This window comes from Blastococcus litoris (assembly GCF_003075095.1).
GTDB classification, from domain to species: domain Bacteria; phylum Actinomycetota; class Actinomycetes; order Mycobacteriales; family Geodermatophilaceae; genus Blastococcus_B; species Blastococcus_B litoris.
In genome coordinates this window covers 726413-741592 of record NZ_QCZF01000001.1, presented here as the reverse complement: position 1 = coordinate 741592, position 15180 = coordinate 726413, and the positions used below count along the sequence as shown (strand labels likewise).

General features: G+C 75.0%; 15 protein-coding genes. 6 read left to right on the top strand and 9 right to left on the bottom strand.

Annotated elements, in window-relative coordinates; translation table 11 throughout:
• Positions 1-65: 65 nt before the first annotated feature.
• The gene (locus DCS98_RS03715; RefSeq protein ID WP_206340072.1) at positions 66-626 is read right to left on the bottom strand and encodes a DNA-3-methyladenine glycosylase I; all 561 of its coding nucleotides are present in this window, start codon (positions 624-626) and stop codon (positions 66-68) included.
• Positions 627-686: 60 nt separating this feature from the next.
• On the opposite strand from DCS98_RS03715, the gene DCS98_RS03710 reads away from it, so the two are divergent.
• Positions 687-2177 carry a glycosyltransferase family 39 protein gene (locus DCS98_RS03710; RefSeq protein WP_116449931.1) on the top strand — a complete coding sequence of 497 codons (1491 nt, stop codon included), beginning with the start codon at positions 687-689 and terminating at the stop codon, positions 2175-2177.
• A gap of 24 nt (positions 2178-2201) precedes the next feature.
• Here DCS98_RS03710 and DCS98_RS03705 read toward each other — a convergent pair whose 3' ends face one another.
• Positions 2202-4187: an HNH endonuclease signature motif containing protein gene (locus DCS98_RS03705; RefSeq protein WP_116449930.1), complete on the bottom strand. Its 1986-nt coding sequence runs from the start codon at positions 4185-4187 to the stop codon at positions 2202-2204.
• Between the two features lie 42 nt (positions 4188-4229).
• Positions 4230-5135: a DMT family transporter gene (locus tag DCS98_RS03700; protein ID WP_116449929.1), complete on the bottom strand. Its 906-nt coding sequence runs from the start codon at positions 5133-5135 to the stop codon at positions 4230-4232.
• A 90-nt stretch (positions 5136-5225) separates the two neighbouring features.
• Here DCS98_RS03700 and DCS98_RS03695 point away from each other — a divergent pair, with 90 nt between their 5' ends.
• A complete protein-coding gene (locus DCS98_RS03695; protein WP_116450169.1) occupies positions 5226-5549 on the top strand; it encodes a hypothetical protein in 324 nt (107 codons plus the stop codon).
• A gap of 1 nt (position 5550) precedes the next feature.
• On the opposite strand, the gene DCS98_RS03690 is transcribed toward DCS98_RS03695, so the two are convergent.
• Genes DCS98_RS03690 through dapE form a run of 4 tightly spaced genes read right to left on the bottom strand, consistent with a single transcriptional unit; the run spans position 5551 to position 8347 of the window.
• Positions 5551-6003, bottom strand: a complete 453-nt coding sequence (locus DCS98_RS03690; RefSeq protein ID WP_116449928.1) for an SRPBCC family protein — start codon at positions 6001-6003, stop codon at positions 5551-5553.
• Entirely contained in the window at positions 5996-6370 is a 375-nt protein-coding gene (locus DCS98_RS03685; protein WP_116449927.1) for a DivIVA domain-containing protein, read from the bottom strand. Before DCS98_RS03685 ends, DCS98_RS03690 begins: the two co-directional genes overlap by 8 nt.
• Positions 6370-7215 (bottom strand): LOG family protein, encoded by an 846-nt coding sequence (locus DCS98_RS03680; protein WP_116449926.1) that lies wholly within the window; start codon positions 7213-7215, stop codon positions 6370-6372. The genes DCS98_RS03685 and DCS98_RS03680 overlap by 1 nt, the downstream gene beginning before the upstream one ends.
• A gap of 13 nt (positions 7216-7228) precedes the next feature.
• Positions 7229-8347, bottom strand: a complete 1119-nt coding sequence (gene dapE, locus DCS98_RS03675; protein ID WP_116449925.1) for a succinyl-diaminopimelate desuccinylase — start codon at positions 8345-8347, stop codon at positions 7229-7231.
• A gap of 73 nt (positions 8348-8420) precedes the next feature.
• Here dapE and dapD point away from each other — a divergent pair, with 73 nt between their 5' ends.
• From dapD to DCS98_RS03660, 3 genes are all read left to right on the top strand, one after another.
• Positions 8421-9395 carry a 2,3,4,5-tetrahydropyridine-2,6-dicarboxylate N-succinyltransferase gene (gene dapD, locus DCS98_RS03670; protein WP_116449924.1) on the top strand — a complete coding sequence of 325 codons (975 nt, stop codon included), beginning with the start codon at positions 8421-8423 and terminating at the stop codon, positions 9393-9395.
• A gap of 54 nt (positions 9396-9449) precedes the next feature.
• Positions 9450-10073, top strand: coding sequence for a hypothetical protein (locus tag DCS98_RS23845; protein ID WP_116449923.1), 624 nt, complete (start codon positions 9450-9452; stop codon positions 10071-10073).
• A gap of 74 nt (positions 10074-10147) precedes the next feature.
• Positions 10148-10642 (top strand): nucleotidyl cyclase domain-containing protein, encoded by a 495-nt coding sequence (locus tag DCS98_RS03660; RefSeq protein ID WP_116449922.1) that lies wholly within the window; start codon positions 10148-10150, stop codon positions 10640-10642.
• 12 nt (positions 10643-10654) lie between these two features.
• Here the strand turns inward: DCS98_RS03660 and dapC are convergent, their stop codons facing one another.
• On the bottom strand, positions 10655-11776 hold the full coding sequence (gene dapC / locus DCS98_RS03655; protein ID WP_206340071.1) for a succinyldiaminopimelate transaminase: 1122 nt from the start codon (positions 11774-11776) through the stop codon (positions 10655-10657).
• Positions 11777-11784: 8 nt separating this feature from the next.
• The gene (fdxA, locus tag DCS98_RS03650) at positions 11785-12111 is read right to left on the bottom strand and encodes a ferredoxin (RefSeq protein WP_012947287.1); all 327 of its coding nucleotides are present in this window, start codon (positions 12109-12111) and stop codon (positions 11785-11787) included.
• Positions 12112-12315: 204 nt separating this feature from the next.
• Between fdxA and DCS98_RS03645 the strand changes: the two genes are divergently transcribed.
• Entirely contained in the window at positions 12316-15156 is a 2841-nt protein-coding gene (locus tag DCS98_RS03645; RefSeq protein WP_164704348.1) for a bifunctional diguanylate cyclase/phosphodiesterase, read from the top strand.
• Positions 15157-15180: the final 24 nt, after the last annotated feature.

Sequence of the window (15180 nt, the reverse complement as noted above, 5' to 3'; positions counted from 1 at the left end):
CTGCTGTGCGCTCTGCACCAATGATCCCGTATGAGCCGCTCTCGTCCAACACGAGCCCCCCCGGGTCACCCGGCCGCGTCGGCGCGGAAGCAGTCGGCGACGTGGTCGTCGACCATCCCGGTGGCCTGCATGAGGGCGTAGGCGGTCGTCGGGCCGACGAAGGCGAAGCCGCGCCGCTTCAGCTCCTTGGCCATGGCGACCGATTCCGGGCTGGTCGCCGGCACGTCCGCGAGCGTCGCCGGGTGGGGCCGCGGACCGGCCGGGGCGAACGACCACAGCAGCGCCGACAGCCCGTCCGGCAGCTGCTGGGCGGCCCGCGCGTTGCGCACCGCGGCGGCGATCTTCGCCCGGTTCCGGACGATGCCGGCGTCGGCCATCAGCCGCGCCTCGTCCTGCTCGGTGAACTCCGCGACGGCGTCGATGGAGAAGCCGGCGAACGCCGACCGGAACGCCGGCCGCTTGCGCAGGATCGTGATCCAGGACAGGCCGGACTGGAACGCCTCGAGGCACAGCCGCTCGAACAGCGCGTCGTCCCCGTGCAGGGGCGTGCCCCACTCCTCGTCGTGGTACCGGACGTAGTCCGGCGTGCTGGTCGCCCACGCGCAGCGGGACCGCTCGTCTGCCACGCCGCCGACGCTAACGGGCGCGTCCGACACGCCCGCCGCGCGGCCCGTTACGGTCCGGCCGTGGCCCCTCCCGAGGCAGTCGTCCGCCGGACTCCGGTCGCCTGGGTCCCGCTGGTGTCCCTGGCGGCCGCCGTCGCGGTCCTGCTGCTGGCGTTCGCCGGCCGGTACGGCTACCACCGCGACGAGCTGTACTTCCTCCGGGCCGGCCGGGAGCTCGCGTTCGGCTACGTCGACCAGCCCCCGCTGACGCCCCTGCTGGCGCGCGCGATGGACGAGCTGTTCCCGGGCTCGCTGGTGGGGCTGCGGCTGCCGTCCGCGCTCGCCGCAGGGCTGCTGGTGCTGGTCACCGGCCTCATCGCGCGCGAGTTCGGCGCGGGACGGACGGCGCAGGCGCTGGCCGCGGCCTGCATGGCCGTCTCCTCCGTCCTGCTCATCGTCGGCCACCTGCTCTCGACGACCACGCCCGACCTCCTCGCGTGGACGGCCCTGTCCTGGCTGCTGGTGCGGGCGATCCGGGACGGCGGACCGCTCTGGCTGCTGACCGGCGCGGTCGCGGGCGTGGCGCTGCAGAACAAGGTGCAGCCGGCGTTCCTCGTGGCCGCCGTCGTGCTCGGTGTGCTGGTGGCCGGGCCGCGACCGGCCCTGCGCTCCCCCTGGCCGTGGCTGGGCGGTCTGGTGGCGCTCGCCGTCTGGGCGCCCAACCTGGTCTGGCAGGCGGCCAACGGCTGGCCGCAGCTGGAGCTCGCCGAGGCCATCGCCGGCGGCAGCTCCGGGACGAGCGAGCCCTGGTACCTGTTCGTGCCGTTCCAGCTGGTCCTGGTCAGCCCGCTGCTGGTCCCGGTCTGGGTGGCCGGCTGGTGGCGGCTGGCCCGGGACCCCGCCCTGCGCACCTGGCGCGCCTTCGCCGTCGCCTACGTCGTGCTCCTGGTCGTCTTCCTGCTCACGGGCGGCAAGCCGTACTACCTGGCAGGGATGTACCCGGTCCTGCTGGCTGCCGGCGCCGGCCCGGTCGTCGACTGGGCGCGGCACGGGGCAGCACGGCTCCGGACCGGCCTGCTCGCCGTCGCCCTCGCCCTCAGCCTCGCCGTCAGCGCCCTCCTGGGGCTGCCGATCGTCCCGGCGGACCGGCTGGGGGACACGCCGATACCCGACATCAGCTACGACGCCGGGGAGCAGGTCGGCTGGCCCCGCCTGGCGGCCACGGTCGAGCGCGCCAGCATCGACCTCCTCGACACACCGTTCGTCGTCCTCACGCAGAACTACGGCGAGGCCGGTGCGATCGACCGGTTCGCACCCCGGCTGGCACCGGCCTACAGCGGCCACAACTCCTACTGGACCTGGGGACCCCCGCCCGAGGACGTCGACACCGCCGTCGTCGTCGGCCTGTCGGAGGACCAGCTGCACCGGTGGTTCGGCACGGTGCAACGCGCAGCCGTGATCGACAACGGGGTGGGGCTGGACAACGACGAGCAGGGCACGCAGGTGTGGATCGCCAGCAGCCGGACCGCCACCTGGGCGGAGATCTGGCCGGAGCTGCGCCGGCTCGGCTGAGCGTCCCGGTCGGCAGCGCGCCGCTCAGAACGGCGGCGGGGTGGTGACCGCGACGAGTCCGCTGGCAGTGGTGACGGTGAGCGTCCCGTCGCGCGCCAGCTCGTGCCGGAGACCGGGCGCCTGGTGCTTGCCCCGGTGGTGCGAGGTGCAGTAGCCGGCCAGGTTGGTCGCGCTCGTGGCGCCGTCGGGGTAGGGGCGGTCGTGGTCGAGTTCTCCGCCGCGCGGCACCGGGGCACGGCAGCCGGGGAATCGGCAGCGCCGATCCCTGGCCCGCAGGAACCGATCCAGTCGCGCTCCCGGCCGGTAGCCGGGAGTGTCCGGTGGCGGGCCCAAGCCCCTGCTGGAGCGAGCAGCGCGGCGCAATCCCGGAAGGTCCGTGAGCGCCAGCAGGGCCCCCGTGACTGCGTTGCGGACTGCAACGCGCGGCCGGTCGACGAGTCCTCCTCCGGAGGTGCGGGTGAGCAGGTCCGCCAGCGCCTCGCGCTGCTCACTGCTCATCGCTGCCAGCGCTTCCAGCGAGTCGGCTGCACCGGAGAGCCGACCTCCGGGCGAGCCCTGCCAGGCCTCCTCGTCCAGGGCGTCCGCGCGTTCGGCCCGGGCGACCGCGGTGCGCGCCCGACCCAGAGCGCGGTCGAGATCGAGCAGGGCCAGCCCCGCCGTGTCGACGGCACTGTCGGCCGCAGCCCAGGAACTCGTCCCGGTCCCGACCGCGATCGGGACCGGTGCCGGGTCGAGGACCGCAGCCCGCGGGCTCTCCCCCGGATCCCACAGGTCCGCCGCCGTCGGCATCGCGTCCAGACGCGCCTGCTCGGCCCACCAGCGCTCCTGCTCGGCCGGCGGCGGGGCCTCCGCGCCCCGCCAGCCCTCGGCCAGAACGCGCCTTTCGGTGGCCGCCCACCAGTCCTCCAGTGCCCGCTGCTCGCCCGTCGGGTCCTCGCCCTCCCAGGGGCGCCCGCTCCCGTGCTCCGTGCCCTCGGGCTCGGTGTCCTCGGGCTCGGTGTCCCCGGGCTCGGTGTCCTCGGGCTCGGTGTCCTCGGGCTCCGTGACCTCAGGCATCGTGGCCCCGGGCTCCGCGACGTCGGGGATGAGGCCGAGGGCGCGCGCAAGTGCTCGGACCATCTCCGCCGGAACCGGCTCGCCCCCGATCTCGCCTGGCTCGTCCCCGCCCGCCATGGTGGAGAGGCTCGCGACCAGGGTGACCTGCGCCTGCACCGGCGGCAGCCCTGTCTCGCCGGGGCGCAGCACGAGGTCGAGCAGGCAGTCGGCCATCTTCGCCTCGCGGGTGCGGGTGTCCTCGGGGTCGTCGTCCACGGCGTCGACGTACCGCCCGAGCGCGTCCATCACCGCCTGGGCCTCCGGGACGGTCAGCAGGGCCGAGACCACCGCCGTCCCCTCCGTGGTCCCGGGGCGGCAGGTCACCCCGCGGCCCCTGAGCGCGGCGGTCAGCCGCCTGGCGGCGGCCCGGACGTCACGCGCCAGCACGACCCTCCGCGCCTTCGCCCCGAGCTGGGCGCCGGTGGTGACCGACCGATCCGCCACCCACGCCAGCAGCTCGGCCTCCACCTCGGCACGCAGGCCGTCATCCGCGATGGGCGCCACGTGCTCCAGCAGCGGCCACACGTGCCCGGTGTTCACCGCACCGCGTTCCAGCGCGACGAGCGTCCGGGGCAGGCGGTGCACCAGGGTGAGGGACCGTTCGAGCAGCTGCTCGGCGGCGCGCTGGCTGATCGACAGGGCGACGACCAGTTCCGGCGCTGCCCACTCGCTCACGTCCGCCAGCACCTGCGGGCGGGCGCTCCGACGTGCCGCGCCCATCGCCCCGCGCTGACCGGCGGGCCGGTCCACCGACGCCGGCCGCTCGGCCGCGAAGGCGGCCACCGCCCGGGCCCGTGCCGCCGTGCTGCGGCCGATCACCCGATCAGCCCTCTGCACGGCTCCCAGCGGACCCGACGCCCAGCCGACCGTGGGCGCGCCCGGGTCCTCCCCCGATCCGGTGCACCGCTCCGTCATGCAGTCGATCGTATGTTCGACCTCTGACAGTTCCGGTCGGGTTCAGGGCACGGCGCTGTCCACGTCGCACAGCTCGGACGGCCGGGACGGCACCGGGCTGCGACGGGTGGCGAGGACGCAGCCCACCAGCACCAGCGGCAGGCCCAGCGCGATGCCGAGGGTGAAGGGCTCGTCCAGCAGGACGACGCCCAGCAGGACCGCCACCGCCGGGTTGACGAACGTGATGACCAGCGCCCGCTGCGGGCCGACCTCGCGGATCAGGGCGAAGAACAGTGCCAGCGCCAGCGCCGTGCAGACGACGCCGAGGCCGATCAGCGACGACCACGCTGGGGCCGACACCTCCGCCAGCCCGCCGGCGTCCGGCAGCGCGAACGGCGCGTAGACCACCGCGGTGACGAAGAGGGCGATGGAGCTGGCAGCCACGCCGGAGACGTCCGGGAGCGCCCGGGTGACGACGAGCGGGCCGGTGGCGTAGCCGATCAGGACCAGCCCGATCGCGAGCAGCGGCAGCAGCTGGGCACCGTGGAAGTCCAGCCCGAGCAGGACGGCGATCCCGGCGACGCCGATCGCCATGCCCAGGATCCGGACCGGGGTGAGCCGCTCCTCCTCCCCGGCCGCACGCGCGGCCAGGGCGGCGACGAAGGGAACGCCCGCGACGAGGAGCCCGGTCAGGGAGCTCGACAGCGTCCCCTCCGCGTAGGCGATGAGGAACCAGGGCCCGGCCATCTCCAGCACCGTGAACAGCAGCAGCGCACGCCAGTGGCGCAGTGCCGGCCGCAGCCGGCCCGTCGCGACCGTCCACGGCAGCAGCAGGGCCGCGCCCACCACGCAGCGGACGAACACGAGCATCTCCGGAGAGACCTCGTCCACGGCCACCTTGATGAGCAGGTACGGGATGCCCCAGATCACCGACATGGTCAGGAACAGCGCCCACCCGCGGCGGCTCACGGCCGGTCCTGCGTCGTCGTCACGGCAGCATCCTCGCCCACGGCCCCGATGTGCTTGCGGGGCGACCGTCGGCAGGGCTGGGATGTGCGCGTGGACGCCGCCGGACGCTTCGCCGTGCTCGTCGACGCCTTCACGGGCGCACCGGGCGTCGCACCTCCCGCCGGGGGCGGTCGCCGCACCTTCGGCTCGGAGGCGCTGAAGGTGGACGGCTCGATCTTCGCGATGCAGGTGCAGGACGGGGTGGTGGTGAAGCTCCCCGCCGCCCGCGTGGCCGAGCTGGTCGGCGACGGCACCTGCGCGCCCTCCGCCAACGGCAGGGGCAGCCCGATGAGGGAGTGGGCGGCGATCACCGACCCGGCGGCCGACCTCGACCTCGCGCGCGAGGCGCTCGCGCACGTGCGTTCCGGCCGGTGACTCAGCCCCGCTCGGCGAGGGCCGCCAGCCGCTGCAGCGAGCGCCGCAGCCCCCAGAGCACCAGGGGCCGGGACAGGAACCAGCCGGCCACCCCGAGGTAGCCGTAGGGCAGGTACCAGGTCTCGCTGACGACGACGGTCGAGTGCGCGCCCCTGGGCAGCACCTCGAACGTGCCGGGGCCGCGCACGATCCGGCCGGTGTGCTGCACCTCGACCAGCCGAGGCGGGTCCCACGTCGTGATGATCATCGTGTCGAGGACGCCGATCCGCCGCCTCCCGGGCAGCGGCAGCCCGGTCCGCGCGGCCAGCCGCCCGTGCAGCCGCTGCGCGCTGTCGCCCACCGTGCGGACGTCGGTGAGCAGCATCCAGTCGCCCTGCCGCTCCCAGTCGGTCAGCAGCGCCCACACCCGCTCGGGCGGTGCGTCGACGTCGATCCGCTCCACCAGGTCAGGCACGTGGGGGTTCCTCCTCGTCGGCCGCGCCGTGGTCCGGCGGCTGCTCCTCCTTCGCGGCGGCCGCGGGTGCCGGATGCAGCCGCGCGCGCAGCGCGGCGATCTCGTCGTCGCGTTCCTCGAGGACGGCGGCGAACTGGTCGAGCAGCCAGTCGACCTCCGTCATCCGGTACCCGCGGACGTTCACCGACAGCTGCAGGCTCCGGACGTCGTCCGCCGTCACCGGCCGGTCGCCCGGCAGCGCGACCGGCGAGCGGTCGGCCTCCGCCGGGGGCCGGGTCTCGCCGCGGCCGAGCAGGAGCGAGGCACCCAGGAACAGCAGCGCACCGACCACCAGCACGCCGACGACGAAGGCGATGAACGAGAGCATCAGCCCTCGACGGGACCCTGGTCGACCTGGACCTGCTGCATGCCCCCGCCGCCGTTCCCCGCCCGGCGGGCGGCGTCGGCGGCCTGGACCACCGACATCACCTCGCCGATGTCGTCGGTGACGGTGATCAGGTCGAGGTCCGCGGCGTTGATCGTGCCGGTCGCGGCCAGCGTCGTCCGGACCCACTCCATGAGGCCCGACCAGTACTCCGTGCCGAACAGGATCACCGGGAAGCGGGTCACCTTGCGCGTCTGCACGAGGGTCAGGGCCTCGAACAGCTCGTCGAGGGTGCCGAAGCCGCCCGGGAGGATCACGAAGGCCTGGGCGTACTTCACGAACATCGTCTTGCGCACGAAGAAGTAGCGGAACGAGATGCCGACGTCGACCCACTCGTTGAGCTCCTGCTCGAACGGCAGCTCGATGCCCAGGCCGACCGACAGCCCGCCGGCCTCCGAGGCGCCGCGGTTGGCCGCCTCCATCGCGCCCGGACCGCCGCCGGTGATCACCGCGTAGCCGGCGTCCGCGAGGGCGGCGCCGATCGCCACGCCCGCGCCGTAGTGCGGGTGGTCGCGCGGGGTGCGGGCGCTGCCGAAGACGCTCACCGCGCGCGGCAGCTCGGCGAGCAGGCCGAAGCCCTCGACGAACTCGCTCTGGATGCGGAGCACGCGCCACGGATCGGTGTGCACCCAGTCCGTCGGGCCCCGCCGGTCGAGCAGCCGCTGGTCGGTCGTGGTGCCGACCGTCTGCGGGTCCGGCTCGCCACCGCGCAGCATGATCGGGCCGCGGTGCCGCGTCGGTCGCGGTCGCCGGCCGTCCGGCGGCTGGGGGCTCGGGGGAAGGGTCATGCGGCACTCCTGGTCATGCGGGGCTCCCGGACAGGTAGGCGATCAGGGCGTCCTCGGCCGGCTGGAGCCGGTCCACGCGGACGTGCTCCTCGCGGGTGTGGGCCAGCTGCGGATCCCCCGGCCCGTAGTTCACCGCCGGGATGCCGAAAGCGGCGAACCGGGCGACGTCGGTCCACCCCAGCTTGGCCCGGGCCGGGCGGCCCACCGCGGCCACGAAGTCGGCGGCGGCCGGCTCGGAGAGCCCGGGCAGCGCTCCCCCGGCGTTGTCGACCACGGTCAGCGTCACGCCGCCGGCCACCGCGTCGGCGAACACCTCGCGCACGTGGGCCTCGGCGGCGTCCTCGTCCCGGTCGGGGGCGTAGCGGAAGTTGACGGTCACCCGGCACTCGTCGGGGATCACGTTGCCGGCCACGCCGCCCTCGATCCCGACGGCGTTGAGGCCCTCCCGGTAGGTGCAGCCGTCGATCTCCACCTCGCGCGCCTCGTACCCGGCCAGCGTCGCGAGGATGCCGGCGGCGCCGTGGACGGCGTTGACCCCGAGCCAGCTGCGCGCGCTGTGCGCCCGCCGGCCGGTCACCTCGAGGACGGCGCGCAGCGTGCCCTGGCAGCCGGCCTCGATCTCGCCGTCCGTCGGCTCCATGAGGACGGCGAGGTCGCCGTAGAGCCAGCCGCGCTTCTCCCGCGCCACCCGGCCCAGGCCGTTCTTCGCGTGCTCGACCTCCTCGTTGTCGTAGAAGACGAAGGTGAGGTCGTGCGCGGGCTGCGCGCCGGGGACGCCGAACCGCCCGGCCAGCCGCAGCATCACCGCGTCACCGGCCTTCATGTCACTGGTGCCACATCCGTACAGCCGCTGTACCCCGTCGACTTCCCGCAGGTCGGAGGGGACGTTGTCGGCGATCGGCACGGTGTCGAGGTGCCCGGCGAGCACGACCCGGGAGGCGCGCCCGAGGTTGGTCCGCGCCAGCACGCTGTCGCCCACGCGCTCGACCTCGAGGCCACCCAGGTCGCGCAGCGCCGCCTCGACGGCGTCGGCGAGCGGCGCCTCGGACCCGGAGACCGACGGCGCGTCGACCAGCGCCCGCGTGAGCGCGAGGACGTCGGCGGTGAGGTCGAGGGGCGGGAGGTCGGTCACGACTGCCGAGCCTAGGGGGCGGGGCCCGGCCCGGTCCGCCCCGGCACCGGCGCCGCTCGGTAGCGTTCCCGCCGTGACTGACGCTGCCCCGACCTCCGCCGTCGCCGCCGGGCTGGCCACCGTGACCCCCGCAGGGACGGTCCTCGACACCTGGTTCCCCGAACCGCGCCTCGGGGCTCCTGACGACGCCAAGCCCGGCACCACCCGGCTCGGCGCGCTGGAGCTCTCCGGCGAGCTCGGCCCCGACTACGGGGGCCTCGTGCGCCGCGACGAGGCGCGCGGGGTCGAGATCATCGCCGTGCGCACGGTCATCCCCGACCTGTCGCAGCCGCCGGTCGACACCCACGACGTCTGGCTGCGGCTGCACCTGCTCTCGCACCGGCTGATCCGCCCGCGCGGGGCCGACCTCACCGGCATCTTCGGCCTGCTCACCAACGTCGCGTGGACCAGCGCCGGCCCGGTGGAGGCCGCCGGGTTCAACGCCCACCGGCTGCGGGCCGCCGTCGGCAACGTGACCGTGTTCGGCGTCGACAAGTTCCCGCGGATGGTCGACTACGTCATCCCCTCCGGCGTCCGCATCGCCGACGGCGACCGCGTGCGCCTCGGCGCGCACCTCGCCGAGGGCACCACGGTCATGCACGAGGGCTTCGTGAACTACAACGCCGGGACGCTCGGCCCGTCGATGGTCGAGGGCCGGATCAGCGCCGGCGTGGTCGTGGACGCCGACAGCGACATCGGCGGCGGCGCCTCGATCATGGGCACGCTGTCCGGCGGCGGCAAGGAGACCATCTCGATCGGCAAGGGCTGCCTGCTCGGCGCCAACGCCGGCATCGGCATCTCGCTGGGCGACGGGTGCGTCGTCGAGGCGGGCTGCTACGTCACCGGGGGGTCCCGGGTGACCCTGCCCGACGGTTCGGTGGTCAAGGCCCGCGAGCTGTCCGGGCGCGACGGCCTGCTGTTCCGCCGCAACAGCGTCAGCGGGGCGCTGGAGGCCCTCCCCCGCGACGGCGACTGGGGCGCGCTCAACGCGGAGCTGCACGCGAACTGACGCCGCCGCGCGGTTCCAGGGAACGTCCAGGAACGGGACATACAGTCGACCGCGATGGCCACCCTGCACAGCTCCGGACGTCCCGCGCCGGGGCGGAAGGGGCAGCGCCGCAGGAAGGTCAGCCGCCGGCCGTCGCGTCGTCGCCGCCCGCTCGAGCAGCTCGCGCGGACGTGGTGGCCCGCCCTGCTCGTCGCCGCGGCCGTCCTCGTCGGCGTGGCCTGGGACTCGAGGAGCGACATGGCAGGAGACGGCTGCCGGCTGCCCGCCTCCGGGGTGACGCTGACCGCGGAGCAGATCGGCAACGCGCAGACCATCGCCCAGGTCGGCCGGGACCGCGGGTTGCCCGACCGCGCCATCGTGATCGCGCTCGCGACGGCGCAGCAGGAGTCGCGGCTGCGCAACCTCGACCACGGCGACCGCGACTCCCTGGGCCTCTTCCAGCAGCGCCCCTCGCAGGGTTGGGGGTCCGAGGACCAGGTGCAGGACCCCGTCTACGCGGCCGGCATCTTCTACGACCGCCTCGTCCAGGTCCCCGGCTGGGACACCGGCCGGCTCACCGACGTCGCACAGGCCGTCCAGCGCAGCGGCTTCCCGGAGCTCTACCAGCAGCACGAGGGCATGGCCGTGGAGCTCACGGCGGCCCTCCAGCAGGGCCGTACGCCCTGCGCGGAGGTCTGACCGCCGTGCCCCGCCAGGGGGAACCGGCCGGTCGGACCCTCAATGCGGGACGCCGCGACGCCGACAGGTGTGCCATGACGACCGCACACGACACCACTCCCCTCGTGGCCGCGCCCGAGACAGCGGTCTCCGACGTGACCAGCCTGCTGCCCTCGCGAGACGCCGTCCTCGGCCGCATCGCCGAGCAGCGGGCGGCCGGCGGCACCGCCACCCTCATGGTGATCGGCCTGCTGCGCCGCGACGACGGCTGGCCCACCGCGCAGAGCACCCTCGCGCAGGTCACCGCCCTGCTCGCGAGCTCGCTGCGCGGCGACGACTTCCTCGGCAAGTCCGGGCCCGGCGAGTTCGCCGTCGTGCTCGGCGGTCCGGTCGCCGCGGCGGAGACGGCTGCGGCGCGGCTCGTGGCCGCCGTCCCCACGCTCGGGATCCCGGGGCTCACCGCCGCGGCGGGGATCGCGCCCCTGGCCGACACCGACGCCCCGGAGGTGCTGCGCCGGGCGCTGCTCAGCCTGACCGCGGCCCGCCGGGTCGGCGCCGGCACCGTGATCCGGTACCGCGAGCCGCAGTGACCGGCTGAGAGCTCAGCCGCCCAGCCGCTCCGCCGCCGCGGCGATCCGCTCGTCGGTCGCGGTCAGCGCGAGCCGGACGTGCCGTGCGCCGGCCGGGCCGTAGAAGCTCCCGGGCGCGGCGACGATGCCCAGGCCGGCGAGCCGGTCGATCGTCGTCCAGCAGTCCTCGTCGCGCGTCGCCCACAGGTAGAGGCCCGCCTCGGAGTGGTCGATGCGCATCCCGGCATCCCGGACGGCGGCGGCCAGCACCTCACGGCGGGCGCGGTACCGCTCGCGCTGGGCCTCGACGTGCGCGTCGTCGTCCAGGGCCGCCGCCATCGCGGCCTGCACCGGGCCGGGCACCAGCAGGCCGAGGTGGCGCCGGACCTCCCAGACCGGGCGGACGAGGGCCGGGTCGCCGGAGAGCAGGCCCGCCCGGTAGCCGGCCGCCGTCGACTGCTTGGACAGCGAGTGCACCGCCAGCAGACCGGTGTGGTCCTCCCCGGCGATCGCGGGGTGCAGCAGCGAGCGGGTCTCGACGTCCCAGCCCAGCGTCACGTAGCACTCGTCGGCGACGACGGGGACGCCGTGCGCCCGGCCCCACGCGACCCAGGCCCGCAGCTGGTCGTCGGTGAGCACCCGGCCGTGCGGGTTGCCCGGCGAGTTCAGCCACACCAGCACGACACCGGCCGCGTCCGGCGGCGGGGTGTCGGTGCGGCGGACGGCCAGCCCGGCGAGCACGGCGCCCACCTCGTAGGTCGGGTAGGCGACCTCCGGCACGAGGACGGTGCCGCTGCGCAGGCCCAGCAGGGTCGGCAGGAGCGCGACCAGCTCCTTGGACCCGACCGTGGGCACCAGCGCGGGCCCGTCGGCGGCCTGCGGGTCGGCGATCTGCACGCCGAGCCGGCGACGCAGCCAGCCCGCCGCGGCCGTGCGCAGCTCCGGCGTACCCAGGGCCGTCGGATAGCCGGGGGCGTTGCCCGCGGCGGCCAGCGCCTCGGTCAGCAGGGCGGGGGTGTCGTCGACCGGCGTGCCGATCGAGAGGTCGACCACCCCGCCCGGGTGCTCGGCCGCGCGGCTGCGGGCCCCGGTCAGGGCGTCCCAGGGGAAGTCCGGGAGCGAGCGGGACGTCCCCGGGTCGGGGTCGCCGGCCAACGGGGCCGTCAGTGCCCTTCGCCCTGCGGCGGCAGCGCGGCGACCAGCGGGTGGTCCTTGCCGATCTTGCCGGTCTTCGCCGCGCCCCCGGGGCTGCCGAGGTCGGAGAAGAACTCCACGTTGGCGTTGTAGAAGTCCTTCCACTTGTCCGGGACGTCGTCCTCGTAGTAGATGGCCTCCACCGGGCAGACCGGCTCGCAGGCGCCGCAGTCCACGCACTCGTCGGGGTGGATGTAGAGCATCCGGTCGCCCTCGTAGATGCAGTCCACCGGGCACTCGTCGATGCACGCCTTGTCGAGGACGTCGACGCAGGCCTGTGTGATGACGTAGGTCACGGTGGTTCCCTCCCGGGGGCGCGGAGCACGATCCCTGGTCGGGGCCAGGGTCGATCGATCGCGATCAGTATGCCGCGCGGCCGCGCACCCGGGCGCGACGGGTGCCCGATCGGGGTGGACCCCGACCCGGAACGGCCCTCACCCCGACGGGGGTGGGTGCGGACCGCGGCTCAAGCAATCCGGCTGCCTGCCGATCTTGATGCCGTGTCAGAGCAGACGCACCACGGGGTGCCGGCGTCGCCGTACGACGCCCAGGCGGCGGTGGAGAGCCTCCTCGCCCGTCTGCGCGCGTCCGCCGGCGCCACCCGGGTGTCGGTGTGGGTGCACGAGGCCTCGACCGAGATGGTCGTGCCGTTCCGTCAGGCCGTCGCCGACCCGGCGGACGCCACCGCTGCTGCGACCCCCCGCACTGCCGTGACGCTCTCCAGCTCGCCCTTCATGGCCGCGATCGTCCGCAGCCGCAAGTCCCTCGTCGCCAAGGCCGACGGCCGCCGGCTGTCGGACAAGGAGCTCGCCGAGCGCGGCGTCCGGTCCGCGCACGGCGAGCCGCTGGTCGTCGACGGCCAGGTGGTCGGCATCCTGACCATCGAGCCGGCCGCCGCGGCCGCGCCCCACCTGCTCCGCCAGGTGGCCCCCCGGCTCGCCGTCGCCCTCTCCGAGGCCTGGACCCGCCGGTCCGAGAAGCGGCGGACCGCCCAGGTCGAGGTGCTGCTCGGCCTGATCGAGTCCGCCTCCAAGGCGCAGTCGATGGACCACCTGCTCGGCTCCGCCTGCCGCCAGCTCGCCGAGCTCGGCGAGGTGGAGCGGGCCTGCATCTTCCTGCTCGAGGACGGCCGCCTCGTGCCGCGCATGGCCGCCTACGCCGACGGCCGCCGCGACGTGGCCACCTGGGAGCAGTTCCGCAACGCCCCCGTCGGGATGCACCTGGCCGAGACGGTGCTGCGCACCGGCCGGCCGATGACCGCCGACCGGGACTCCGGCCTGCTCTCGGGCTGGTGGGTGGAGAAGTTCGGGGTCGCCTCCGGCCTCGCCGTCCCGATCGGGCGCAGCCCCCACCTGGCCGGCGTCCTCACGCTGGACAGCACGGTCGTGCGGCCCTTCTCCGAGGACGTCCGCCGGCTCGCCGCGGCCGCCGGAGCCCACCTCGGTGGCGTGATCGAGCAGGCCCGCACCAGCGAGGCCCGCGCCGCCTCGCTCACCACCGCCCGCGCCGTCCGGCAGATGCTGGTCGACGGCGCCGGGGCCACCGGCGTGTCCGAGGCCGCGGAGGTGCTCGCCCGCGCCGTCCAGCGCCTGGCCGGCACCGACCGCAGCGCGGCCTACCTGATCGCCGACGACGGCACCATCGGCGAGGTCCGGCACGTGGACTGGCCCCGGGAGCACGAGCAGGTCATCGCGACCCAGCTCGTCGGGCGCCCCGCCGCCGACGTCCCCCTCTGGCGGCTGACCGCCGAGCAGAAGCTGCCGGTGTTCGTCGAGGACGCGCCGCACGACGCCCTGCTCGACCCGCGGCTGACCCGGGCGATCGACCTGGCCTCGTACGTGAGCGTGCCCCTGCTCTCGGGCGACCGGCTGCTCGGGCTGGTCGTCAGCGGCTCGGTGTCGCAGTCGCGCACGTGGTCCGCGGAGGTCCGCGAGGCGGTCCGCCAGGTGACCCTCGAGGGCTCCCTGGTCGTGGAGAACGCCGCCCTGCGCGCCGTCGAGAAGCTGCGCCTCGAGCAGCTGGCCACCGAGGCCCACCACGACCCGCTGACCGGGCTGGCCAACCGCCGCCGGTTCATCGAGCAGGTGGAGGCGACCGTCTACGGCTCCCAGGCCGACTGCGCGGTCCTCATGATCGACCTCGACCGCTTCAAGGAGATCAACGACAGCTTCGGGCACAGCGTGGGCGACGACCTGCTCTGCCTGGTGGGGCCGCGGTTGGAGCGCGCGCTGGAGCCGGGTGACCTGCTGGCGCGGATGGGCGGTGACGAGTTCGCCGTCCTGCTGCCCGGCGCCGACGCCGCCCGCGCCGAGGAGGTGGCCGGCCGGCTCATCGCCGCGCTGCGCGACGCGTTCGTGCTCGACGGCATGCCCCTGCACGTCGACGCCAGCATCGGCGTCGCGCTCTGCCCGGAGCACGGCCGGGACCGTTCGCTGCTGCTGGCCCGCGCGGACACCGCGATGTACGCGGCCAAGCGCGGCCGCAACGGCTACGAGATCTGGGCGCCCGACGGGTCGACCGCCTCCCGCGACCGCCTCGAGACCCTCGAGCAGCTCCGTACGGCCCTGGACACCGACCAGCTCGACGTCCACTACCAGCCGAAGCTGGACCTGCGGACCGGCGGCGTGATCGGGGTGGAGGCGCTGGTGCGCTGGAACCACCCCGAGCGCGGGCTGCTCTACCCCGACGTGTTCCTCCCGCTCGCCGAGCAGGCCGGCCTGATGCGCCGGCTGGCCCTGCGGGTCCTGGAGCGGTCGCTGCGTGACGTGCGCGACTGGCGGGCAGCAGGGCTGGACCTCACGGTCGCGGTGAACCTGTCGGTCTCCAACCTCCAGGACGTCGCGCTGCCCGAGCAGGTCGAGATGCTGCTCGACTCCTTCGACGTGCCCGCGGACGCGCTGATCCTCGAGATCACCGAGGACGTCCTCATGGCCGACGCGGCCCGGAGCCAGCAGGTCATGGCGGGGCTGCGGCGGCTCGGCGTCCGGCTGTCGATCGACGACTACGGCACCGGCTACTCGTCGCTGTCCTACCTGCGGGCGCTGCCCGTGGACGAGCTCAAGCTCGACCGCAGCTTCGTGAGCAACCTGACCTCGGACGAGCGCGCAGCCGCGATCGTCCGCAGCACCCTGCAGCTGAGCACGGACCTGGGCATGACCATGGTGGTCGAAGGCGTCGAGGACGCCGCGACGCTCGCCGCGCTCCGCGCCTGGGGCTGCGACTACGCGCAGGGCTACCACATCGCCCGGCCCATGCCGGCCGAGCGGTTCCTCGCCTGGCTGGCCCAGCAGCCGGCGCCCGTTCCGCGCGCCGCCGTGGGCGGGGTCCACCAGCCGTCCTGACCGTCCGGCGCCCCCGGCATGATC